Below are 24,202 nucleotides of genomic sequence, written 5' to 3'. Positions count from 1 at the left end.
AAGGCTTGAACTACCTTGTTTGGTGGTAAACAAAGCGACTGATAAAAACCATCACTACCCCAGCCAACCTTTTTGTTTTATGATTGCCCCATGAAAACATCTCTTGAACATCTACCAGAACAAAAGCAGCAGGAAATACTTCGTGCTGTTGAGATAATTTGCAAGCGGGTGCAGCCTGAAATGGTGATCTTGTTTGGCAGCTATGCCCGCGGTGACTGGGTTGAAGATTTAGATCCACAAACGCAGCAATATCGTTACCAGAGTGATTACGATATTTTGGTGATCACAGAAACCAGGGTGCAGGCAGGTAAGATTGAGCAAAATCGGCCGCTTGATCAAAGTTTAATGCATTCCATTAAAAGAACACCGATTAGTTTGATTGCTGAAGATATTGAGTTTATTAATCGGCGTTTAACTGAACATCAATATTTTTATAGTGATATTAAGCGAGAAGGAATTTTGCTTTTTGACTCCGGTAATTTTGAATTGGCGGAGCCGGGCAAATTTGATTTGCAACAGAGAAAGGAATTAGCGGAAAAGGATTTTGAGTATTGGTTTAATAATGCGGTAAAACTTTTTAAAGGTTATCATTTTTATTTTGAAGAAGAGGATTACAAAGAAGCTGTTTTTCTTCTTCACCAAGTTGCGGAAAGGTTATATGGCGCAGTTTTATTAGTTTACACCCGCTACAAACCCAGCCCCCACGATTTGAATAAATTAAGCCATCGAGTTAACAGCATTGAGCCGCAGTTTGTGAAAGTTTTTCCACAAGGCACAGAAGAAGAAAAAACACGTTTTCGATTGTTGCGTAAAGCTTATATTAATGCGCGTTATAAGCCGAGTTATTCGATTAGTAAGGAAGAGTTGGTTTGGTTGGCTGATCGGGTTGAGGTTTTGCAGGAGATGACTGAGAGGCTTTGTGGGGAGAAAATTGGGAGTTTTTGCGAGGAATAATATCGTTAATTACATTGCGAATTTCTTTCATAGCACTGTTTGGGATTTGTTGATTGAATGGGAACTTATAGGCGTAGATGTCCTTCGTCCGAATTTCCTAAGGCTAGAAAATAATCATGCGGGGTGATTAGCTTAGTACTTTTTGTTAGCATCTTTTCAAAATCTATTCCTTTTCTTAAGTAGGCTGCCTGCCAACACGAGCTATTGACTTTATTGAACGAAGATACAGGAATCAACTAGTTCGATCGACTCTTTTAAAATAATTGTGAATGCCCTTTAAATATTTCAGGTAAAATAGAATCCCCGTTTATCATTTTTTTCATTGAAATAACATCCTCTATAAACCTTTTTCTGGAAAGATTTAAATATGACCAACAACTAAATATTGACTCGGAAAACTCCATCGCATCATGTATCGCAAGCTCTAATATCTCAAGAGCTTCAGTTTTTTTACCTACAGCCCAGAAACAAAGAGCTATACATTGCTTTAAGTTGGGATTGTTTACAGAGAAATCAATGTTAGGTAGTTTATTGAGTACTAATTGAAATAAATCTTTAGGAGTTTCCTTTGTATTACCCCATTCAGCAATTGCATAGTTAAATAAAACATCAATGTCGTCCTCCTCACTTGGCCGATGAGTAAACAAAACGATGGCTTCGTCGAATTTTCCTCTCGCAATTAATACAAGAGTTAAGGTTCTTGTTGCAAAATCCAACTTTAATTCAGAATTATGTTCTTCTTGCTCCTTTATAAATGAAGTAAGAGCTTGTTCAGCAAGTTCTAATCGAGAGCTATCATTTTGTAGGTAAGTGCCGATAAGTTCTACAAAGCCAAATTCATCAAGGTTTAAATAAGCGTTACTTTTAAGGATCTCACTTAGCTTGCTAGGATTTATTATATTTACTAGATTAAATGCTAATCTAACGCCAGAAAACCCCAAGTCGGCGCTATCTAGAGCTGTTTTAATGTCTACTAATGCTTTATCTTCTGTCCCAGTTGAGATTAAGAGTTTTGCTCTATTTAGCCGTACAGTAGGATCATTGTCGCCGAGTTCAATCGCTTTGGATACCAGAAAAATAGCCTCCTCATAATCTCCTAATCTTTCTTTAACCGAAGCTAAAAGCTTCAGTATATTTGGATTGTCTTTGTGCCTTTTCTGAATGCTGGATAACCTTGTAAATATTTTTTCCATGTTAGAGCTACTATATTCCAAATTCTTTAGACTTTCTAAATAGGAAGCAGCACCATCAATATCTTCTGGATTTTTCAACATGATTTGTTGAGTTAGTTGACGATATTCTTTTGCCAATCTAGATCTAGGTCTGGATAGGGTAAAGATTTCTTGGTTTAACAACGCTAGGCTATCATATCTATGAATTGTTGTAGTTAGTTGTTTGTAATTTAAATCTCGTGAAAAAGCAATCAATCTGTCTGCTAATATTTGGTCTTCATCATCCAAGTCAGGGACATTGGAGCTTACGAAATGAGTTTCTATACTATTCCTTTTCTCATCTTTTCTACGAATACTCTCCTCTTCAACCGAGCTGACAATTTTCCTTAGACCAATTAAATTTTGTTCATTAGGAAAAAACAAGAAAACTACAGAATTCGGTAATTGGCGTGTGCAAATTCCACCTACATCAGTATGACCCGTGCGTGAATCAATCAAAACATAATCAGGACTGATCTTTGACTGCCATTGTGCTTTTATATCTTCGAAAAATAGATATCCAGATTTGTTTTTATACAAACTTTGCCAGTCTATTTTACTTAGTCGTCTCGAGTAATTTTTGTCTTGGTTGCCTGCAGGCATTAACCAAACTTCTCCACCGTTTTCTTCAAAATTACCACATTTTCGAACGTGATTGATAAGATCAGGAGACCGGTTAGTATCTAAATACTCGGTAACATAATCAACGACTCCTCCTTTGAGCCTAGTGTCAGAGCCGAAGTCAAATGTTTGTAATCCTGGTGCTTCTAAATCGAAGTCGACAATGAGAACCCGCCTTCCTTTTTTTGCTAATTCGGCAGCGACATTAGCAAGAGCCATAGATCGGCCTACGCCGCCTTTAAAAGAATAAAACGTAACAATATACATATATTATAACTGGAATCGATTGGCCTGACGCATTAAAGGCTCGCTTAAATTAACATGTAAAAAAGTTGGCTCAACAACTTCCGAATTGTCTGCTTGGCCTTCGGTAATTAACTGAAGCCTTGTTATAGTTTGATGATCAGAAAGCAGCCTCAAAAACTTATCATTAGCTTTAGATTGTAAAAGTTGTCCAGATTCCCATCGGCTTATACTTGCATAACCCAAACCTGTTAATGTCGCGAAGCGACGTTTGCTCAAACCATGTGATTCTCTTAATTGAGTTATTTCATGAGGATTAAGAATTCCAAGGTGATTGCAGATAGCATTATGTTTAATTTGTTCTGCTTCCTGTGCAGTGTATTCAAAACCACAATCAGGACATGAAAACACAGGTAGTTTCACTGGAAGTAGAATAATTTTTTTTGAATCGTTATATTCCATTTTAGAATCTACGAACTCTAAAGTAATATTTTTACTACCACAGCATTCGCAATTAGGTTTTACAGTTCCATCAATTTTATTTGGCATACTATTTCATCCTTCCTTTTGTACTTGGGTGAAAACTACGACCCAAAACCTTCTTGTTACCGAAACCCAAGTGAACTTTAATATATAGGAATGAAGCATTTGGCTCATAGTCGTACAATATTTCTATAGCTTCTTGCCCTGGTGGTTTTCTCATAGTAATTATTTTTACTTCGATCGATTGATCTTCCAGTAAATCGGCAATTAAGTGCCAAGCAGACTCATCACTAAATGCAAATCCTGTTTTCGGATTGATAATTTTTTGAGGTGACCAATCGCTGGGCAGCTCGCGCGAAAACCCCGCGTGCCGGGTTCTTTTTGAGCGTGCTAATTTTGCTAATTTGAGCCTTAGCTCCTTAATGTTACTCAAATTATTCCCTATAAATGAAATATATCATATGATTGGTTTGGTATTCTAATATTATTTATATATGAGTAATTATAGCCTTAATATATCATATGATGAATAGGTGTTTTATCAGTTTTATGCTAGTTTTAGGTGTATTTAGTTAAATCTAGAACGAGAATATGTAGATAACGTATTGATATTTATAGTGAAAATCAGGGGTAGATCACTTGACTCAGTTTGTTAATGAAATGTAATCGGATCGGAATTATTCCCCATCCACGTCCCCTGTTGCGTAAACCGTCTAATCCCTTTAATACCTGGCCCTAAATTAGTATCAGATAGGTTATGCTGCAAACTATTTTTGTATATCCAAAACATTCTAATTGCGTATACCTACATAGATACATTAAGATGTATATCTATTAGATATACGACGACAGGAGCAAATTATGTCTAAGACTGCACCTATCAATATGCGCGTGGAGCCTGAGCAGCATGCGCTATTAACCAAAGCCGCGGCTCTTTTGCATAAAGACCGATCTGCTTTTATTCTGGATGTTGCTTGCAGAGAAGCTGAAAATGTTCTTTTAGATCAAAGGCTTTTTCAGTTAAATGATGAAACATTTAAAGCTTTTGAAGAAGCTCTATCCGCCCCTTTACCAGAAAATAAGAAGTTAAAAAAACTGCTTGAGGAAGCTGCACCTTGGGAAAAATAAATAAGCCAGAGTTACTAAATTTTAACCATGATATGAGCGACTTCAATAGTGGGAATGCAACTCTGGATGAGTGGTTACAAAAGCGCGCTCTAAAAAATCAAGATAGTGGCGCTAGCCGTACTTTCGTTATTGCAGAAGATAGCAAAGTCGTTGGTTATTACTCGCTTGCTACTGGTAGTGTAGAACGTGTTTTAACAACTTCAAATTTTTCACGCAATATGCCAGAACCTATTCCGGTTGTTATTTTAGGTCGTCTTGCAATCGATATAGAATACCAAGGAAAAAAACTTGGTTCTCATCTTTTAAAAGATGCGTTGTTAAGAACGCTAACTATATCTAATAATGTTGGTGTGCGAGGAGTTTTAGTTCACGCAATTTCTGACAAAGCAAAGTTGTTTTATCAAAGTTATGGATTTACAGAGTCACCTATGGAGCCAATGACATTATTAATTTCGGTTAAACAACTAAAAAAATATTTAATTCCAGATCGATTTAAGAAATAATCACCGAGTTCAGTTTAAAACCAAAGTCAGAATATTTGAACTAACATCTCAAACAGCTCTGAGCAAAGAGGTTAAAATCACCGGCTAATTTTTTAATCGATATCTCTCAGATTTTCTGTCGCCACCCTGGATAACGTTATTGCTCGTCTCCCTCACTCTGATTCCTCCGCCCCCTTCGAGTAGAGATTGATGAATTGATTTTTTAACGCATATAAAACCATATATAGTTTAGTCAATAATTAAAATTAATTTCTTGTGAGAGTTTTCCGGTATTCGTTACACATGTATTAAGCAGAGTTCATAAGGAAAATAGAAAATCATTGTTTGTATTGGCAGGAACTCCACATGAGTTAACCAATGCCATTTTCTATTTATTCATGAATCTCGTTAATAAGGCCCAAGCCTTTTTTGGCAATATCTATATCAACAGGAAATTATTATGGCGAATGATCCCTCTTTTTCAGAAGATGCAGTAAATAACGCAATCGCAAGTGCTTCACAACATTATAGTGGTTTTCGACAAAAAAGTTCAGCCAGTATTTCAAGTGATGATGGCCATCTTGCAACATTAGCAGAATGTATTGAGTTAGTAATCAATGACGGTAAAGTTTGTTTAGTGCTTCCACTGGGTATCGGAAAAATATGTATCCCGATACCGGTTTCCTACGATGGAAAAGTTGCTCAAGCATGTTTAAGTATCTGTACTATCTGGGGAATACCTACCGGCGTTAAAGTTACGGTCAGTGTCGCTGGGGTAACCATTATTTCGAAAGTTTTTGGTAAGTGTTAAACTAGACTAAATAAATTCTACAGTGAAAACTAGCAGCCAAAGAAGCTTGTTTTCATTGTAGAAAAAATCGAATTATATTTCATTGAGAACAGGTTATTTAATAATTCTGTGAATTAATTTTTGGCACTTTAATTTCGATTAAGTTACCCTCGGTATCTATAATTTTTGCCATAAAAGATTTAGAAGCATGCTTGCTTTTTAAATGATTTTTATGTCTGGAAGTATCAGAGGCCCACGGATTGCATTCCTCTCCCCAACGACCTCTCCAACAATACTGACTGTCTTGAGCGTGTAGTTTTATTTCATTTAGTTCTAAAATAGAGTTATTTATTCGCTTGCTCAATACAGCATTATTTAAAACCGCTAGCTGAATGGTATTGTCCTGTATAAATTCGAGGCGATCGATATATTTCAAGTTTCGGATGGTAAACATCGGCCAAAAATCTGCATTTGACTCGATTCGTTCTGAATGACTATTGTATGCCCCGCCAGCGGTCGCTTTCCATTGCGCAAATCCGCCAAATTCGATATCGAGTTTATCCAGAATTTTGAAACTGACATCAATCGTTGGAACATTACATGTATCTTTATTGTCTTCAAAACAGGTTTGAGTAATTTTTATAAGGTCTTTCAATTTAGCTTCTATGTCATTCCGCTCCTTCTTTATTTTTGGAACTTCTCCTTTTTTTATCTTGAAACCGGCAAGACCATCTGCGTTGAGAATATCGTCCAGCTGGATATATCGTTCAACCAGTCTGTCGGCAGCCGTTTTCGCCTTATCGAGATTAGTGTAGAGGTTAGAGATGTATCGAAAATCGGGATCTTTTGCAATTTTAAAATGTCTAGAAATCTTATCAACAGTAAATTGTTTTATTTGTGACGATTTCCAACTAATTGCACTAATTGCTTTCTTAAGATTTTCTCTAACAGAGTTGATGTCGCCGGGTTGAGAACCAATAATGCTTTTTAACGAGTCACTACCGTCAATAACTCCTGATTGAAATATCTTTGTATCTACAGTTGCACTTGTATCAACTTGTTTGACGCTACTAGTAATATTTGCGGTAGTCGATGCTTTTCCTTTTACGCCACTTACAGCGGCCGAAATCGCGGAGGCAATCGCCTCAGTTTTTTTACTATCGGAAGCGGTAAAAATATAAGCAATACTGATGTTTGTTTCCTTTTGAACACTAGTCACTATCCCTCGGCCGCATGGCATATAAAAAATACTAGGATCGTTTTGAGTGCTCGCTTCTGTTAAGAGTGCTTTTCCTTCATCCGATAATTTTACTCGTTTTATTCTTTGAGGATTGTAAGTTCTTGTACCTGATACGATATAAACAACACTTTTATTGCTTTGAAATATTTCCCTGTCTCTTTTAAAATTGGCTGAGGCTGATGCTTTTGCCATTCCAAAATTACCAGATCCTGACCCCGATAATGATAATCCTGTTTTTTTAATGTATTCACTGAATGAGCTGACAAAACCTTCTGTGTATTGTTCTTGTCCATTTGGTGTAGTATTTTTAAACGTAACATCAAAGCATTCACCTAGACTTCCAGATTCAAACGGTGCAAATGGGTCAAAGGTTTCACCCAGATTCACAATCATACCTGGTTGGTATGATAAGGATTCCGCCTTGCTATGGCATGATAAAAAAGCGGAAATGAATACCCCTAAAAATATTACTAGTCTCACTTTATGATTCTCCCAAGTATTTATTGTTAGTATAATCTGTTAGGCAGTGTACTGCTTAAAATGATGTACATGGTAAAAGTTAACGTATGTGCGAGGAGTAAGCAACATTGAAGACTAGCTCATTGAGTCGAATAGCATAAAGATTTCAAAATGAGATTATTGGGCGGCTTTTGTCGTCTAACTTTGTCTAACTCTGCTAACAAGCCCCATAATCTGTATATTCAACACCCCATCAACCACAGGCCCAAGGGTCTTCAAACCACCTTCCATCCGACCAACAACTTTATAGTTAAAAATGATTTTAGTTTTATTTTCATCAATTTTTACAAACCGCCAGGACATGCCACCATGAACACCTAGCCCTTGCAACGGGCCTAATCCGCCGATCATGCGAATTTCGTTATTCGGATGAACGTAAGACACCAGCATGTGCAATGCTTGTTTATCGCCGTTGAATTCGCAAAAGCATCCTCCAGCTTTGGCTTCTATTGATAAGTTTTCTGAGCGACCAAACCAGGTATGTTCAGCATTCCACCATTGACCAACGTTTAAAAATTGTTGATAGGCTTTAGCTTGGCTGACAGGAACAGTTTTTTCGATTTTTATCTCAAACCCATAGTCATCCTGACTGATCAATTCTGCTTGCAGATTAAAAGACAAAACTAGTGTTAACAAAAATACGAATTTTTTCACATTATTCTCCAGATAAATTCAATGGTTGATATTTTTAAATGGGATGACTAATTCATTACAAAAGCCGTCCTTGTCTCCGCGACTAAAATTAAAGACTGCTTTATTGTTATACATTAATGCTAAGCGTTTACGAATATTAGACAATCCATAACCCTCTTCAATCGAATGATCCTCGTAGCAGGTAGCTGCATTATCGTGTAGTTCAATCATTAGTTTTGTGTCGCTGATCTTAATCGTTAATTTTATTTCGACTAGTTGCTTAGATTGACTGATCCCATGTTTAAAAGAGTTTTCGATTAATGGTTGCAATATTAACGCGGGAACCTGAGCGTTCTCCGCCGCTGGATCAATATCTTGGTGAAACTTGAATCGATCTGCAAAGCGAACCTGCTCAAGCTCAATATACCGATTAACGAAAATTAATTCATCGCGCAATGAAATTTGACTTTCACTTGAATAAATTAGTGTTGAACGAAGTAGATCTCCCAGCAGTTCGGTGGTGCGATAAGCCTGTTGATTACTTTCCAGCTCGATTAATGCGGCGATAGAGTTAAGTGCATTGAACAAAAAATGGGGATTGATTTGCATTTTTAACGCATCTATTTGCGCCAGACTTAATTGATTTTCTAGCTGCGAACTTCGCAGTCTCATTTGTGCTGTTTCCTTATCTTTTGCTTTTAATTGATGATTTCTTTTTATTAATAAGGCAACGATAAAAATGAAAAGATAAATGAAACCACATAGCAACCAAAAACCGCGGGAACTTTCTCCTAGAAGCCAATCCTGCCAGTCTTCACCGTAAACAATTCTCGCTTGCATAGTTGTGATGAACAATGCAGATAACAGATGTAAGGTCAACTGTATCAGTGGCTTGGATAATGCTGACGACTTTTGTAAAACAATCTGAAAAATGACAAAAGAATAGAATCCCCAAACATAGTAATACACTAGCATGGGTTTTAAGATCTTTAACCAAAGTGTTGTTTCTTTTCCTTCAAGTGCGATAAAAGCCGTTGTAGCGGCAATAATTGCAATAATGGACCAAATCGATAAGACCAGTAAAAAGGTTCGCAAGTTAGATTTATCTTTAACCATCATTAACATTGAGAGAATTACTCCTTAGCATTAGCCAATAGGCATTCGAGTAAATCGGTACGGCTTCTGGCGAGTTTTACTTCCACATTGTTACTCAATGTTAACGAATAGGCTCCATATCCTTTTTTGTTAACGAGACGTAAATGCTCAAGGTTTATGATGCTCGAACGATGCACTCGGAGAAACTTTTCGCAATTCAGTTTTTTTGAAAACTGGGCCAGGTTTTCGCTGAGAATATAAGTGTTTTTCATTGTGTGTATTTTAAGGTACTGGTTCAACGCTTCGATCCAGACAATATCCTTGATTTCTAGTTGCTTGAGTTGTTCGCCTTTAAACACTTTCACTACTTTATTTTTTGTGACACTTGAGGAAGGCTGTCTAACAGCGTTCAAATTATCGCTCAACTCCAACATTTTTTGCCCAAGGTGGTAAAACTGCTCCTGGATAATTGCTGACTTGGCGCGCTCCATCGCTTTAAGGAAACGATCCTTGTTAATGGGTTTTACCAGATAATCAATAGCGCCTAGCTCGAATGCCTTGATCGCATGTTCATCAAAGGCAGTAATAAAAATCACGTAAGGCATGCGTTCCATAGGGAGTAGTCTTCTAACCGTTTCAATTCCTGTCATTATCGGCATTTGAATATCGATTAAAACCAGATCTGGTTTTTGTTTTAAAATAGCATTCAGTGCGGTTTCACCATCACAGTATTCTCCAACTAAGTCGACATTGGCGTCACTGCTCAATAATTTGCGCAGCAATTTTCGACTTAAAGACTCGTCGTCTACGATGATGGTGGATACCGACTGTTTACTCATAGTTTGCTTCTTTATGACTGCACGTTAATGCAAGTATAGACAGCCATTCAAAGTTTTTTATCTATAGCTGTCCGGAGCAGGCTGCTTCCACGTGAGAAGAATCTGACGCATGCTCTACCATTGTTACCATATATCGATGCACGCCCGGTTGGGTAATGAACGGGAAGCCGCTATTTTTCATTGCGAGCTGCATTGAGCCACCGATATCTTCATTTTCCACACCTGGCGCAAAAAACATCACATGAGCGGGAATTTGACGCAGCTTATCGTTGTTAAAGATACGATTGTAATTTGACATCATATAGTTGATCCCATGGCCTTCGGGTTGCTTGATCTCGCCTTTGGCCAACTTTTCTTCCAGTAATTTTTTGACCCCCTCAGCACTTTTACCTTGATAGATCAATTCTGTGCGCATCTTCAGGGTTGGTAAAATCTCCTTTGAGCCATTAGGCGTTACACATTGGGGAATGATTGCCTTGGCGTGATTGCGTTCAACCAAACAGTTGTAACCGCCGTTTGAAGTAATGGTTTTGGCAAATTTACCTTTTTTTAGCACGTACACATTTGCAGAATCTCGAAGGTGTTTCGGTAAAGCACTTAAAGCTAGCGCTTCTTCGCAAGACTGAGTTAGTCGAATAAATGAATCCATAGCCTGGGCAGCATAGGGCAGGGAAAGAGTGAACAGGGATAACAATAGTCTGAATGGGTAGCTCATGGTTTTCTCCGCAACGATAATAAAAAAGGATATTGGACACATACCATATTGGAACTGAGAGCCGTGGATAAATAGCACTGTTTTGCGAATGGTTGATTCATTTTGTTAACGGTGAAGTATTTTGCTAAATAGTTATTTTTTATATGTACCCATTGTCATTTCTTTTTGTTATTCTCGTTCAATAACCAATTTTAAATAAGAGTCTAAGGGAAAATGCACCGATCAATGAATGATTATGATGATTTGCCAGATGCTGAAGTCTTTGAAGAGTTTTATAAAATTGTTCGCCAGATCCCCAAAGGTAAAGTTGCCAGTTATGGACAAATCGCGAAAATGGCTAATTACCCTGAAGATGCTCGTCGTGTAGGCCATGCTCTTGCTGCTCTTGAAGATTCGGAAGTTCCTTGGCATCGGGTCGTTACTGCTTCCGGTAAGATTGCAATGCCGACGCGGCCCCATTTACGAGATCGTCAGCGTGATTTACTACTTCAGGAAGGCGTTGAGTTCATCGATGAATATCAAGTTCATATGCAACGATATGACTGGCAAGTTCAGCAGGTACAAGCAGATTTGTTTGGGTAAATTATTCGCAGTGTTTTTCGTAGTCAAATACAACACCGACTAGACTTTGACGTGATGGCATTTCTTTAAATTCTATGTTATTAGGTGAGTGGTTTCGTACTAATAAATAGTCTTAACTAATTACTGTCGGCTTGTTTCTGCAAATGTTTTATTGCAGGTTTACTTGAAATAATTCTGGGCAACAACACTACTTGAGATAAAAAATTACCTAGGATATCAATACAAGATGGTAATATAACCTTCTTTGTACCAGTGAACTTTGCTAGTATCGAAGCATGGAAGGCTTTTAGTAATCAACAAAATGGATAAAAATAACGATTTTTCAACAATGGAATGGATTTTCAATTGCCAAAAAGCCGAAGAGTTTAGCAAAAAAGTCTTCAAATTTTTTGAGAACAGTGGCTTTAAAGGTGTAGCTGTTGGAGGTTTGGGGCAGTACGCTATGACCATTTCCTCTCTCGCCAATTTCGATTCGGATTATATCGATATTTACCTGAAAAATAATTTTAAAGATCACGATCATGTGGTTGCACATTGTAGTAAGTATGACACACCTGTCCATTGGCAAGATTCATATCCTTATCACACCTTGAGCAAAAAGGCGCAACAAATCATATCTGTTTCGGCTGACTTTAATATTGAACACGGGATTGCTATTCCGGTTTCTGGGCATAAAGGGAGAGGTCTGGTCAGTCTAGACTTTGACGGCTCAGCAAGCGAGCTTCAGAAATATTTGAAGAGTAATTTATTTAGTCTTATTGGATTTTGTCAGGCAATTATGTGGAGAGCGTCATCAGATTTTTCGAATTTGATTTATGAAATACCAAAATTAACGCCTCGCGAATACGAATGTTTGAAATATCTGTCTTCTGGGTTAAGTAATCCTGAAATCGCACGGTTGATCTCGGTATCTATCAACAGGGTTAAAGAACTTGTTGCTTCGTTGTTGAAAAAATTACACGCAGCTAATCGTACTGAACTTGTTATGAGGGCCATAACTCAAGGATTGATCTAGGTTTAAATACATCCCATAAAAAATTAACTGTATATTTCAATATGATTTAACGTAATGAATCAATACACTCTACCTGGCGAATCACTTCGAAAAAGTTGATGCGCCAGGTAGAGTTCTGTGTGCTTTTTCTTATTCTATTGCTTTTTGTATTCTAAGTTTTCCCCCAAGATCACGACATTCCGAAGCTGTTTGACTCCATTGACTTTCAGCAATGATGAAATTGCCAGAATTGGTGTTTCCACCGATGCATTTTACTATCAAAACTCTTTCGGCTAATGCGCTTGATGCACCTAAGTCACTAGCTGAAGCATAAGTGATAGTTGCAAATGAGAGTGCTACTGTTGTTAGTTTTACCAAATTCCTGATCATTTTAATTTCCTTAATTAATTTTAATAAACGCCGAAGTCATTCAGCGAATTAAAATTATCATTTTGAATTCAATAAATATCCTACCCAGATGGGGAGGGTGAAAAAAGGAGCCAGTTATGATAAATGTGAAATTTCATCGGTTTGGCGATTTTTCCTCTAATATGCTTAAGTATATTTTCATTGCTGATGCACTGACAAAAATTGATCAAAAGCTTTCGAACCTGATGATCGAAAAAGCTGGTCTATGGACTGTGCGCCATGAACAGATTTCCCCTTTTCCATAAACAGGGCTTCATCAGCTAATCGTCTTGCTTGCGATGGATTGTGAGTCACTAACACTATTAAAATTTCGTCGCTCAGTTGTAGCACAACCTGTTCGATAGACTCTGTTGCAATTGGATCTAATGCTGATGTTGGCTCATCCATCATTAAAACTTTTGGTTTTATTGCAATAGCTCGCGCAATTGCCAATCTCTGAAGCTGCCCGCCAGACAGCTCACTCGCTTTAACTCTATTGATATCTGACACTTCTGACGCTAAACCGACCTGTTCCAAAACATCTTCAGCCATTTTATTAGCGTGTTGGCGCTTAATTTTTAAGTGACCAAAGCGCAAAGCGAATGCGACGTTCTCTACCATTGTGCCTCGAAAAGCCACTGGCTCCTGTAGAACTAATCCAATTTGTTGTCTTAGGTTTTCAGGTTTTACATCGGGAGAAAAAATACTTTTTCCACGAAAAGAAATATCGCCATTGATATGCCAACCTTCTAAACCGGGTTCAATAATGCGATTGGTTACTTTTAATAAAGTGCTTTTTCCCGATCCTGAAACTCCCATCACTGCAATAATTCCTGAACTAGCGGTTCTAAGAGACAAAGAAGAAATAATGGTTTCTTCATTTTTAGAAAGAGAGAAGTTATTGTATTCGATGCTCATAGTGAAAACCTCTTTTTGTTGCTTATCGACAGACATCCCTGAATAATCAAGGTGATTGTGAAAAGAATGAATGCAGCTGCAAAAGCTCTCTTCTCACCACCTGGAATTGCCGTTGTTAATTGGAAAACCCAAACCGATAAAGTCGCCGCAGGATCCAATATTGAGCTAGGTATGCGTGATGCAATTCCAGATGTAAATAATAGCGCTGCCGCATCGCCAAAACCTCGGCCGACGGCTATTAGAGTTGTAGTAAGTAATGCTGACTTTGCGGAAGGAATAAGTTGCATCCAGAAGGTTACTAAATCAGTAAGGCCAAGCACTTGACACTGTATCTTGAGTTGCTTTTCTAAACTCTCAATTCCGGCGATAAATCCGAAAGTTAAAATTGGAGATAATAATAGGGCTAAAGTTAAGACGCCTGATATGATGGAAAAACCTAAGCCAAACAGCCCGCTGAAAATAGCTGCTCCTGCAAGCCCCCAAACTATCCGAGGTATGCCGATACCGAGATCAATCAAGAAAATAAATAAGCGTTGTAACGTCGTCGGTTGAGACTTTAAGACCATTGTATAAGTCGCAGCAGCTGCAAGACTAAATGGAAAAGCGATGGCGATAGCCAGGCCAACAATAATAAAAGTATTTAAAATAATCGGTGCTATTCCTCCCTTTGTTCCTAAGTCGCTTGGTTTATCCGTTAAATATCCATCGTAGAAAACATCAGCCGCCTCAGTATACAAATCAAAACCAATAGCTAAAATCAAACCTAAAAATAGCAATGCACAACACATGCAAATTATTCTGATCATTGATTGTTCCTCCGCGAAAAAATGCCACTCAAAATAACCGTCACAGCAATTAGTAAAGTGACAGACAATGCAACGATATGGAGTATGGAATAATGTGCCCCGGTAGCGAAATCTAACTCGAGAACAATGGTTGTCGTTAAAGTCCGAATTGGGCCTGACCAATCCGGCATCATAGTCGCAACATTACCTGCGACAAATGTTAAGGCGACTGCCTCGCCAAAACCTCTGCCGAGTGATACTAGCATCGCGCCGAAAACGGGAAGAGATATTTGACGCAGAATCAATACTGTGATGCCAAAATCGCCTAACCCCAGCGCCTTCGCGGAAATTAATAATCCTTTGTGTAATTGAAATAGCGAAGTGGCTACCATTAAAATGAACTGAGGCGCGACCAGCAAAAATAAGACGATAACAGCAGAAGTGAAATTGATCCCGGTGACTTCCATAACGAAAATACCAACCACCACAGAGGGAAGGCCACTCAAGGTGCCAACGACCATTGAAAAAATGGTTTGAGCTCGCTCATTGGCAAACAATACAAAGTAGAGCGCGGAAGGAATACCAAGGCAGACAACTAATGGTAGTACCGCGGCAGCGCTAGTTATCGTGCCGACGATGAGGGGGAGGATTCCGAATTCTTCGTCGGCCGGGAACCAACTGTTCGAAAGTATTCTTGAAAATAAATCCCAGGTAATTATTGAACTCCCTTCAGCGAATAAATAAACTATCAATCCACCAACGCTGATTGGGATGATGCCGCCTATTGTTGTTATAAAGCACCAGAAAAAAAATTCAGAACGTCTAGCTAATAGGGACATAGTTGGCCTCCTTAATTATCTGACTACCTTCATTAGATTGTAAAAAGTCCAGTAATACATTTGCCCAGGGAGAAGGTTCGCCTCTGCTAACTAAATATAGGGTTCGTCGTATAGGCCAAAGCTTCATTTCGACATTCGATAAAGTTGGTTTAACGCCGTCTAATTGGATTAACTTGATTGGCTGGTTTATTTCAATGGCAGCTAGTGCTTCAGCGATACTGACATAACCGATTGAACCGGGAATGTTAGCGACAGATTTGATAACCTGGCTATTATTACCTGCGATGACATCGGATTTGATTTCACGACGGTGCAATTGAGTGTGTTGTAAAAAAACTTCAAGTGTTGCATGGCCATCTGATTTATTAACCACTGTGATCGGAGAATTAACTCCGTTAAATGATTGCCAATTTGTAATTTCTTTACGATAAACTTTTCTCAAATCTTCGGTTGTCAGTTCTAAAATATTAGTCGATGAATTCGTAATAATAGCGACACCATCATAGGCGACTGGAAATACCTCGAATTGATCTTTCTCTTCCAAAGTGAGTTCGCGTGCGACCGCACCTAAATCATTTTGTTTGGAGAAGGTATCTTTGACTCCTTTTGTCGAACCACCTGCCAGTACTTGAACTCTTAAAGTTGGATATCTTTTTTCAAGAGACTCGCCTGCACTTTGCAAAATTGGCAGGAGCGTGCTTGCACCGGTAATCTCCACTTTATCCTGCTTTTGTTCCGAGCTGCACCCTCCCAAAAACAAAATGCTGGTTAGACTGAAGGTTGCGAGTAATGGTTGTCTGTAACTTGCTTTTTCAACCAGTTTTCTTTCAGTAAATAGTTTTCTAACAGTCATTTTTCTATACCTCAAATGAATAGCTTCATTTATTAGCATACCCTTTCAGAGATGATTAACAATGTTGTTAAACTAGCAAAATCCGGATTTTCCAAGTTGAAGTTTCAAATAAAGTGAATTGAAAAAGTGGTGGGCATTAAGAGCGCGCAATTGTTTGCTCTTACTGGGAAGTAAGAGGTTTTTCTAAAGCTTTAAATAAGCTCCAGGTTATCTTTTTTCGAGATGTTTTAGCGAATTTTCAAATTCAATCCTTGATTCGAAGTTTCGTTCGCATAGTTTCCAAAACAACAAGTTGTTAGGTTGGTTTGAGGCTAAATTTGATAGCTCACATTCATCATATTTCGCTAACTCGAAATAAAACTTTGACTGTTCTTCATTTTTTAGATGGCGATAATGATAGGCCAAGGCTAATAGAACCTGAAACCTCTCATGCTTAAATTCCAGGCGAAGTCGCGTCGAGTAATCTAACGATTCGACAATTTCCTCTGCATTGGATAACAAATGCAAGCAGTTGAGAAGCGACTCAAGATTGTTGCCATTTCCGTTGGCTTCTAATGTTCTGATCATGGAAGATTCCACAATTAGCATACTTGCACGCTCTCTTGGAAAGTCGAATAAATAACGACAAACAATATCAGACATCCTTCTGGCTCTTCGTCCGAAGTAACCAACGGCATTAACATTATGTTGTGTTCTACTTTGACTTTCCAGACTAAGCGCTATTCTGATCATAAGTCGCGCGCTACTTCCGCTAATGGCATTGGCATCTCCATAGGCAGAGTTAGAAAACAATTTAAGTCTGAGGGCCTCGGCCTGACGAAGAAATGAAAAAGACAAGATCAAGCTACGTGCGTAGTCGTAACGAAGCTTTCTGGTTTTTTCTTCTGACCCTCCTTTTTCTCTCTCCTCACGATAGATTAGTAGTGCTTCATTAGAGATTGTCTCAGCGATTCGATTTAACAAGTCAACGACATTTCTACTCTTTTTATATCCAATTAATTCGAAGACTTGATTAGCAATCTGGGTTGGAGACGGAGAGCAAACCTTTTGTGAATAACGGCTTGCTAGTTGCCTGACATCCAAAAAAGATTCGAAATTATGTCGATTAAAAATAAACTCTAGCAATTGACTTTGAGAATAGATATATGCCTCGAGTTCAGTTTGCGAAGAACCATCTTTAATACCAATCGTATTTCGAAGTCTTTGCTCCAAAAGTTTTCGAATGCGACCATAGTAAGCATGGTATTCATCTTTTACAATCTTATGATCTGGCTCGGCATTCATTACGTCAATGGCAAATTTAAAGTACTTGTGAGACTTTTCTGACAGGAGAAGTGCATCGCCTCCTGAGAGGTCGCTGTTGGCAAAAGCATTGATCTTAAATTCGTCTTGAAAAGCATAATACTCATCCAGCCCTCTTCCGACGGACAGAGCGGCCTGAAGCCATGATATTCTAAGTCGTTTATACAACGCCGGTGTTTTCTTGGCTTCTCTAAAATAAACTTTTCCATCATTGAACACACTGGCATTTGATGACTCACGAAATTGTCCAGGGCTATATGCCAGTTTAACAAGTTCAAGCTTTATTTCATCTGCGCCAAACTTACGGCAAAGAGAAAAGTTACTACGTTCAAGGACGTAGATATAACAAAATTTAGTGAGATAGTACCAGGCTGCTAAGGCTTCACTCGGTATGACAGAAAGTAAATCTGGATTAGCGTCAATCGGATACTCATCTTCTTCCTCCTTGAGAACTGGCAACGAAAGATAGCCATGATAAAGTACCTCAAGCTGTCGTCGATACCCTCTCAAACTGGAGAGGGTTTCAGTCGATGAGCGTTTAAAGGCAATGGTTTGTTGTCTCATTGCTTCTTCGGCTAACACACGATGAGCTAGTCGACAAACATTGTAGCTATATTCGCGGCTTATTAGTTCTACCAGGTAAGCCTTGAACTCAAATAGAATGAGGTCGAAAGAATCAGAATTAAAGTCAGTGTCATGATTTCCTGACAGAGATACTAAGCCTTGGCGAGACTCTTCTAATGAATATTCAATAATATCGCCGTCGTACCCGGGAACATAATCTCGTTGTTTGCGCGTAACTAGCTTGTTAAATATTTGTTCGAATTCACGGAGTTGTTTCTCGATACTAATGTCAGTATCACTTTCATACAATCGAAAGTCGTTAAGATTAAATTGAAAGCTGCCACAGTCTAAAATTCTTTTCCACTCGGCAAGTGTTCTGTCAAATGTTGACGCGCGGACGCCTGATGGAGAAATTGCGAGAAAAATCAAAAATACTTTCCAAATTGGTTTATCTGCTAAATTATTCCAAATAAAACCTAGCGCGATCAGTTTAAGTTCCTGAAGCAATTCAGGACAATCTTTCTGTTTGGTACTCGTTACTTTGAGATCATGCAGAAGCTCATCGAGCTTGGTTTTTTCTCCCTCAACAACGCTAACACAGGTATCCAGTATCCAGGCTAAATTCTCAGATCCCAACATTGCCATTCGCTTTACTTCCAAAAAAGCGTCGTTGACCCATTTTTCGTTATTCAGTCCAAGCTCTGGAATAATTTTATGCCATAAAGCCGGCGCTGATGGTTTAGGCCAGGGAATTGAGCAAAAACTATTGTGAAGTGAAGTTTTCTTAGCGCCCTTATGATCTTTAATCTGCAAGTCAGAAGTGACAATAATTGTGCACTGGTTAAAGGTATCCCATTGGGTTTCATCAATCGAACGGTGAAGCAAAGGTTCAGTTAGCCGATCGAGAACCCAATGAAAGTCATCATCCCGTATTGCAGTTTGCAGTTCGGGTAAGTGATCTTCCTTGCAGCGCAGTCCATCAAAAATTAAGATAGACGGATGCCCTAGCATTGCGGCACGAATTTCTCTTATTGCGGTTTCTATTTCTGCATCGGTACACGGAGGGAGAATATTTTTCGAGTTTTTAATTTGATAAAACGCTTGAATTTGACTCAGTATCAAAGGTACGTCGACAGGTTCATGGTAGCCTGGCGTTTTCGAGAGATTTAAATAGCAAATTGGAGCAAGCTTAATGCGTTCATCAACATTGTGAATTAATGTTCTCAAATTTCTCATAACAGCCGACAATCCCATAAACTGATCTTCACAGTGAATGTTGATCAGTCGTATGTTATCGCGGAGAGCTGAGGCTATTTGTTCTAGTTTTTGTATCCGCTCATCATAAATAGGACCCTGGTCTAACACTAAATGAATCTGAGAATCTTCGTAGCGTTTTTGTTGACTTGGTGTACCTGCGATCCATTCAACAAATTCTGATATTGCATTCTCTGAATCAAAACGACGAGTAAAAAATTCGAGAGGAGCGATTGGTGGTAGTTTATTTCTACTTCTTATTTTTTCGTTAACTTCTTCTCCAATTGATTCTATTAAAGCGGGGGTGAGTTTGATTTGCTGTTTCTTCTTTCTACGCCATGAAGCAGCTTCTTCCAGTTTTTTTGCAGTTACTTTTTGACTGCCAATTTGGCGAGCTCGTTTTACGATATTTTCACGGACAGTGCTTTTTATCTTAAGTCGCTTAGTTTGATTAAGAGAGCTTGTTTTTAGTTTTTCTTGCTCGAAGAGTAACTCAAATATCAGGGCAATACGAGTGCTGTCTCCAGGGTTGAGAGACTCTAAGCAGACTATTTCACTTGCTCCTGTAATTCTCTTCTTTCCATTGGTTGTCTGTTTTGTTAGCCAATTTTCTCCAATGTCTTGAGCAATTAAGTTGATTTTTTCTTCAGCAGAGTTACACTTAAACAATCTCTCCCAGAGATTGTTTAAGTTCTCTTGAATGGGGACATATGAACTCATTCGTTTTATCTCCGCAAAATCTCATTTCACAGGATAATAGCACTTTCTTAAAGTCGCCAATACGGAATTTCCGTATTCAAGTGGGAGCATTTTTATGTAGTTGGGCTTGCGATAAACGATAGTGTAAGAAATATCTCAGAAAGAGTTTGCTGAAATAGGGAGTTTTCGATTAAGTTGCTCGGGTTTGATGACTAGAAATCAGAGAGAGGTTTTGGCCGAGAAAATATTTCAAAGCTCACCTCTCTCCGAGATCAAAAAATAATATTTAGGTATTCACCATAAGTTAGCCCTCGACTAAAGTCAGGCAGGTATAGTGAAGTTCAATATTGCTTATCCCTTAACTACCGATACCAATAAGTGCCGTTGTGCCAAATAATCACGGTGTTTCCACCTGAAAGGCTTCCGCGGAGATTGCCCCAGTCGATTGCAACAACTTCCGTATTAGAAAGAAAATAACCTCTGGACAGAGAACCGTGTTCATTAATAAATACTAGTTGGGCACCGTATTGATGAACGAAAGTTTTTGCGCCGCTTATATACCAGGGACCAGCAAGTTGGGGTAGGTTTTTGTCCAATATTTCCAAGCTATCATCGATGTAATCAGTAGCTTCTGAATAAGTCTGGTCAAATTCGTGATGGGCTTTTTTATCATATACACTCAATTGATCGACATCATCTGCGTAAACGGTATTAGAAGCAAAAAGTACCATAAAGCCAAAGAGTATCTTTTTCATTTTATATCCTCTCGAAAAATAATTAATGATCTGAAAAGTTATTTGGTTTTTACAAAAATTGTGGCTAACCGAGTTAGCTACCGTGAAAAGGTTAACTAATTACTAGAGTGGATACTGTGGTATTTCAGTGGTGATTTGGCACATTGTTTGACTGTGAGTGACATTATTTGATTTTCGAGGATCATGTTCTGGTTATAGGCTTAATATACCCGTGGCAACCTTGATTCGATGATTTTAATTTTTCTAAAATATAGTAGTGTATAGACATTTCAAACAGAAAAGATTAGGAAAATAGCCATGGCAAAAGTAAAACATAAAGTAGGTATAGAAGGCGCTATCGATGATGTGTTCTTGACACTCACAACAAATGAAGGTCTGTCTGGATGGTGGGCTTCTTCCACAGATATTGTTGCTGAGATTGGCGGAAAAATTGATCTGACCTTTACTGATTTGGCTATTTTGAATTTTGAGTACCAAGATATCCAGGTAAATAGCAAGGTAAAATTGAAATGTGTGAAAGGGCCAGGGCCGTGGCAAAACTCACAACTTCTTTTTGAATTAGAGCAGGTTGAAAATCAGGTGTTTGTTACTTTGACTCATCAAAATGATAATGCTACAGAAGATGACTTTTTGTATTTCAGCACAAAGTGGGTTTGCTATTTATTGAGCCTCAAAGAGCTCGTCGAAACGGGCAAGGGAAGACCTTATCCGAATGATGTTAAAATTCATATTGGCGATTAATGTGTTCAAAGGCATTGGTATTCTGAATAAAAAGGTATGAAGTATCTCAATCAGATTCGCTCCGAAAACAAAAATATCTGGCGAAAAAAAAGTCGCATGAACTAGACTTATTTAAACTATAATCGGCTCAAAAGATCCAAGGAAGAAAGTTATGCTCCCAATTTTACTCATCCACGGTTACAGCACTGAAGGTAAAGACAACACTGTTGAAAAAATCTACGGTACCTTGCCAAAAGAGCTCAAACAACGATTTGGCTCTGGTACCATCAAAAGCTTGAATTTGAGTCGTTGGATTTCGTTAAGTGACGGTGTGATGTTAGACGATGTGAGTTATGCGATGGATAGGGCGTTAAAACAGGAATTTCCCGATTTATTAGAAAGTGGCTTCCATGTCATCATTCACAGTACTGGCGCATTAGTTGCCAGAAATTGGATTAAGCTTTATTCGCCTAAACCCTGTCCCATTCAAAACCTGATCCATCTGGCCGGCGCAAACTTTGGTAGCGGTCTAGCCCATATCGGCAAGGGACAGTTATCTCGCTGGAAGAATTTGCTTTCTCAAGGCACTGGTGTCGGCTCTAGAATACTGGATGCGCTAGAGTTTGGTAGCTCTGACACTTTGGACATTCACACTCATTTTCTAAAGCCGGGCGAGGATATGTATCGTGATTACCGGGTACAAGAATTTAATATCATTGGTTCGCAAACATTAGATGCGTTACGAGTGGTTCCTATTCGCTATGTGAAGGAAGACTCTTCTGATAACACAGTAAGAACTAGTGCGACCAATCTTAACTTTAACTACATTCCTGTCAAACCCAAGCCAAAAGCTTACACCATGAGTGTGAAGAAGCTGAAAAGCCTGGTGAACAAACGAATGCAGAACAAAAAGATTTCAGAGTTACTCTATGATTATGATCTATCGTTTTTAAGTACCAAGCGCCAAACAGTGCCCTTTGCGATTGCTTTTGAAACAGCGCATTTCGGTGAAGAAATCGGTATCGTATCCGGAACCAAAAATCGAGCGAGTGTGATGCCGCTGGTTAAAGCGGCTTTGACTACTGCGCAAACCGATACTGCGTATCAGAAAGCTGTAGAAAAATTTAATGCCGCGAAAGATAAGACGTTTGAAAGGGCCGCCAAGTTGAAATGGAGACTCACTGAATGGCATCCCCAGGAACAATATGAAGGGCATGCCCAGTTAGTATTTAGAATTCGCGATCAGTTTGGCAATGGGGTAAAGCATTTTGATGTGATGATGAATACAGCCAAACCGAAAAAAGGTGAGCAACGGCTAGAGAAATTAATTGAAGATCATCACGGTAATAAAAATAGCGCTGGAATTATCACTTTCTATCTGCGGACTCAGTCGTTTAATGATGATACTAAAACATTTGACGATTTATTGGGCAAGATTGCACCGCTGGATATTGAAATCACAGGGCATGAACCAGACTCAAACGATATTGCTTTTGTACCGTTAAATATTCAACTATCCACGCAACAAGTGCAAAATATTATTCAGAGCTTTAAAACGACGATCATTGATATTGAATTGGTTCGGTTACCATCTGATGGTGTATTTAAGGTGGTTCGTAAGAAGTAGCTGAATGTTTCATGTTATTTAATGTATCAGTCATACGATAAATCGTAACGTCCGGCATGGTTATAATCTTGGTTATCATTGATAAACTCTAAATGAGATTAAAATAATCAATTATGTGGCTTTGCTCTCAATTTTGCTAATTTATCGTATAAACCTCGTTTAAATGCGCTTTCGCTTATGTCTGAAAAAATATAAACTGCGGGTTCAGAAAATTGAATTTTAAAAGTGGTTCTGTGGTGTTTCTTTTGCATCAAGATGATTGAGCTATTGCCAACCCGGAGCCCTTTCATAACTTACAAAAAAGGAAATGTGTATGTCAATAACAGCCTTAGCGATAGATCACGGTGGTCGAAAAGCAGCAACATTTGTACAGGATAGAGGCCTTACCCGAAACTGGCGAAACCTGATTCCTGAATCTCAAGGTGGCGTTTGCGGAGGATTATCCTTGATGTGGCTTGCAGGCAAAAAATCTGGCTTAACATCTCAGATTTTTGGAAACAGCAAATACTCGGAGGCGGTTTTCAAGTTTGCAGAGCGAGCACAGCAACTTGGGGCCAATAACCGGATGGGTGGCCAGGTTGGTATTGATGCAGTTGCTAAAGCGTTTTCTCTCACTCGCGCGAGTGTTCAAGTTAACGTCAACGATGGCAACGTCGGAAAGTGGATTGTGAATGGCCCATCTTCATTGGTATTTTTCGCGGTTAACGGCCATGCTGTTGCAGCCAAAGTCTCAAAGCCTGCTGTGACTTTTTTCGATCCAAATTATGGCGTATTTAAATTCCCAACGACGCTTAAGTTTGTATTGTTTCTTAAGGATTATCTAACGCAGACTGGACAAACTTCACGATTTTTGAAGTTTTATAAATAGATTTTTACTATTTATCCGTCAAGTTAAGATTCTGCATGAGCGTTCGCTCAGGGCTCGCTTTGATTAATAAGTGAGCCTTTA

General features: G+C 38.6%; 24 protein-coding genes. 9 read left to right on the top strand and 15 right to left on the bottom strand.

All coding sequences use genetic code 11. The features are described 5' to 3' along the window. Nucleotides 1-90: 90 nt before the first annotated feature. A complete protein-coding gene (locus tag FLL46_RS07455) occupies nt 91-954 on the top strand; it encodes a HEPN domain-containing protein (protein WP_142892862.1) in 864 nt (287 codons plus the stop codon). 254 nt (nt 955-1,208) lie between these two features. Here FLL46_RS07455 and FLL46_RS07450 read toward each other — a convergent pair whose 3' ends face one another. From FLL46_RS07450 to FLL46_RS07440, 3 genes are read right to left on the bottom strand one after another with little or no spacing between them, the layout of a single operon-like run. Continuing rightward, nucleotides 1,209-3,053 (bottom strand): KGGVGR-motif variant AAA ATPase, encoded by a 1,845-nt coding sequence (locus tag FLL46_RS07450; protein ID WP_142892861.1) that lies wholly within the window; start codon nt 3,051-3,053, stop codon nt 1,209-1,211. A gap of 3 nt (nt 3,054-3,056) precedes the next feature. Beyond that, on the bottom strand, nt 3,057-3,578 hold the full coding sequence (locus FLL46_RS07445; protein WP_142892860.1) for a type II TA system antitoxin MqsA family protein: 522 nt from the start codon (nt 3,576-3,578) through the stop codon (nt 3,057-3,059). Nucleotide 3,579: 1 nt separating this feature from the next. Continuing rightward, nucleotides 3,580-3,945, bottom strand: coding sequence for a hypothetical protein (locus FLL46_RS07440; protein WP_142892859.1), 366 nt, complete (start codon nt 3,943-3,945; stop codon nt 3,580-3,582). Between the two features lie 428 nt (nt 3,946-4,373). On the opposite strand from FLL46_RS07440, the gene FLL46_RS07435 reads away from it, so the two are divergent. The 3 genes from FLL46_RS07435 to FLL46_RS07425 all read left to right on the top strand — a co-directional run bounded on the left by FLL46_RS07435 (nt 4,374) and on the right by FLL46_RS07425 (nt 5,933). After that, nucleotides 4,374-4,640 (top strand): type II toxin-antitoxin system TacA family antitoxin, encoded by a 267-nt coding sequence (locus tag FLL46_RS07435; RefSeq protein ID WP_142892858.1) that lies wholly within the window; start codon nt 4,374-4,376, stop codon nt 4,638-4,640. After that, nucleotides 4,628-5,143, top strand: a complete 516-nt coding sequence (locus tag FLL46_RS07430) for a GNAT family N-acetyltransferase (protein WP_210418620.1) — start codon at nt 4,628-4,630, stop codon at nt 5,141-5,143. Before FLL46_RS07435 ends, FLL46_RS07430 begins: the two co-directional genes overlap by 13 nt. A gap of 439 nt (nt 5,144-5,582) precedes the next feature. Next, on the top strand, nt 5,583-5,933 hold the full coding sequence (locus FLL46_RS07425; RefSeq protein WP_142892857.1) for a hypothetical protein: 351 nt from the start codon (nt 5,583-5,585) through the stop codon (nt 5,931-5,933). A 97-nt stretch (nt 5,934-6,030) separates the two neighbouring features. On the opposite strand, the gene FLL46_RS07420 is transcribed toward FLL46_RS07425, so the two are convergent. The 5 genes from FLL46_RS07420 to FLL46_RS07400 form a co-directional block, all read right to left on the bottom strand. Beyond that, the gene (locus tag FLL46_RS07420; protein WP_142892856.1) at nt 6,031-7,632 is read right to left on the bottom strand and encodes a hypothetical protein; all 1,602 of its coding nucleotides are present in this window, start codon (nt 7,630-7,632) and stop codon (nt 6,031-6,033) included. Nucleotides 7,633-7,809: 177 nt separating this feature from the next. Then, on the bottom strand, nt 7,810-8,325 hold the full coding sequence (locus tag FLL46_RS07415; RefSeq protein WP_142892855.1) for an SRPBCC family protein: 516 nt from the start codon (nt 8,323-8,325) through the stop codon (nt 7,810-7,812). 18 nt (nt 8,326-8,343) lie between these two features. Continuing rightward, nucleotides 8,344-9,429, bottom strand: coding sequence for a sensor histidine kinase (locus tag FLL46_RS07410; protein WP_142892854.1), 1,086 nt, complete (start codon nt 9,427-9,429; stop codon nt 8,344-8,346). 8 nt (nt 9,430-9,437) lie between these two features. Next, nucleotides 9,438-10,238: a LytR/AlgR family response regulator transcription factor gene (locus FLL46_RS07405; RefSeq protein ID WP_142892853.1), complete on the bottom strand. Its 801-nt coding sequence runs from the start codon at nt 10,236-10,238 to the stop codon at nt 9,438-9,440. 61 nt (nt 10,239-10,299) lie between these two features. Then, nucleotides 10,300-10,953 carry a hypothetical protein gene (locus FLL46_RS07400; RefSeq protein ID WP_142892852.1) on the bottom strand — a complete coding sequence of 218 codons (654 nt, stop codon included), beginning with the start codon at nt 10,951-10,953 and terminating at the stop codon, nt 10,300-10,302. A gap of 213 nt (nt 10,954-11,166) precedes the next feature. On the opposite strand from FLL46_RS07400, the gene FLL46_RS07395 reads away from it, so the two are divergent. After that, nucleotides 11,167-11,535, top strand: a complete 369-nt coding sequence (locus tag FLL46_RS07395) for an MGMT family protein (RefSeq protein ID WP_142892851.1) — start codon at nt 11,167-11,169, stop codon at nt 11,533-11,535. Between the two features lie 301 nt (nt 11,536-11,836). Further along, entirely contained in the window at nt 11,837-12,550 is a 714-nt protein-coding gene (locus FLL46_RS07390; RefSeq protein ID WP_142892850.1) for a helix-turn-helix transcriptional regulator, read from the top strand. Nucleotides 12,551-12,679: 129 nt separating this feature from the next. Here FLL46_RS07390 and FLL46_RS07385 read toward each other — a convergent pair whose 3' ends face one another. The 7 genes from FLL46_RS07385 to FLL46_RS07355 form a co-directional block, all read right to left on the bottom strand. Then, on the bottom strand, nt 12,680-12,919 hold the full coding sequence (locus tag FLL46_RS07385; RefSeq protein WP_142892849.1) for a hypothetical protein: 240 nt from the start codon (nt 12,917-12,919) through the stop codon (nt 12,680-12,682). Between the two features lie 177 nt (nt 12,920-13,096). Continuing rightward, nucleotides 13,097-13,855 (bottom strand): ABC transporter ATP-binding protein, encoded by a 759-nt coding sequence (locus FLL46_RS07380; protein ID WP_168204084.1) that lies wholly within the window; start codon nt 13,853-13,855, stop codon nt 13,097-13,099. After that, a complete protein-coding gene (locus tag FLL46_RS07375; protein WP_142892847.1) occupies nt 13,852-14,661 on the bottom strand; it encodes an ABC transporter permease subunit in 810 nt (269 codons plus the stop codon). Before FLL46_RS07375 ends, FLL46_RS07380 begins: the two co-directional genes overlap by 4 nt. Beyond that, nucleotides 14,658-15,479: an ABC transporter permease subunit gene (locus FLL46_RS07370; RefSeq protein WP_142892846.1), complete on the bottom strand. Its 822-nt coding sequence runs from the start codon at nt 15,477-15,479 to the stop codon at nt 14,658-14,660. Before FLL46_RS07370 ends, FLL46_RS07375 begins: the two co-directional genes overlap by 4 nt. Continuing rightward, nucleotides 15,463-16,332 carry a phosphate ABC transporter substrate-binding protein gene (locus tag FLL46_RS07365; RefSeq protein WP_168204083.1) on the bottom strand — a complete coding sequence of 290 codons (870 nt, stop codon included), beginning with the start codon at nt 16,330-16,332 and terminating at the stop codon, nt 15,463-15,465. Before FLL46_RS07365 ends, FLL46_RS07370 begins: the two co-directional genes overlap by 17 nt. A gap of 207 nt (nt 16,333-16,539) precedes the next feature. Further along, entirely contained in the window at nt 16,540-20,172 is a 3,633-nt protein-coding gene (locus tag FLL46_RS07360) for a hypothetical protein (protein ID WP_142892844.1), read from the bottom strand. Between the two features lie 341 nt (nt 20,173-20,513). Further along, on the bottom strand, nt 20,514-20,906 hold the full coding sequence (locus FLL46_RS07355) for a hypothetical protein (RefSeq protein ID WP_142892843.1): 393 nt from the start codon (nt 20,904-20,906) through the stop codon (nt 20,514-20,516). 297 nt (nt 20,907-21,203) lie between these two features. On the opposite strand from FLL46_RS07355, the gene FLL46_RS07350 reads away from it, so the two are divergent. From FLL46_RS07350 to FLL46_RS07340, 3 genes are all read left to right on the top strand, one after another. Then, a complete protein-coding gene (locus FLL46_RS07350; RefSeq protein WP_142892842.1) occupies nt 21,204-21,647 on the top strand; it encodes an SRPBCC family protein in 444 nt (147 codons plus the stop codon). Nucleotides 21,648-21,798: 151 nt separating this feature from the next. Then, nucleotides 21,799-23,253: a lipase family protein gene (locus tag FLL46_RS07345; RefSeq protein WP_142892841.1), complete on the top strand. Its 1,455-nt coding sequence runs from the start codon at nt 21,799-21,801 to the stop codon at nt 23,251-23,253. Between the two features lie 313 nt (nt 23,254-23,566). After that, entirely contained in the window at nt 23,567-24,121 is a 555-nt protein-coding gene (locus FLL46_RS07340; protein ID WP_168204082.1) for a YopT-type cysteine protease domain-containing protein, read from the top strand. Nucleotides 24,122-24,202 lie beyond the last annotated feature (81 nt).

Source organism: Aliikangiella coralliicola (genome assembly GCF_007004725.1).
Lineage (GTDB): Bacteria > Pseudomonadota > Gammaproteobacteria > Enterobacterales > Kangiellaceae > Aliikangiella > Aliikangiella coralliicola.
This window is presented reverse-complemented; position numbering and strand designations above follow the sequence as displayed.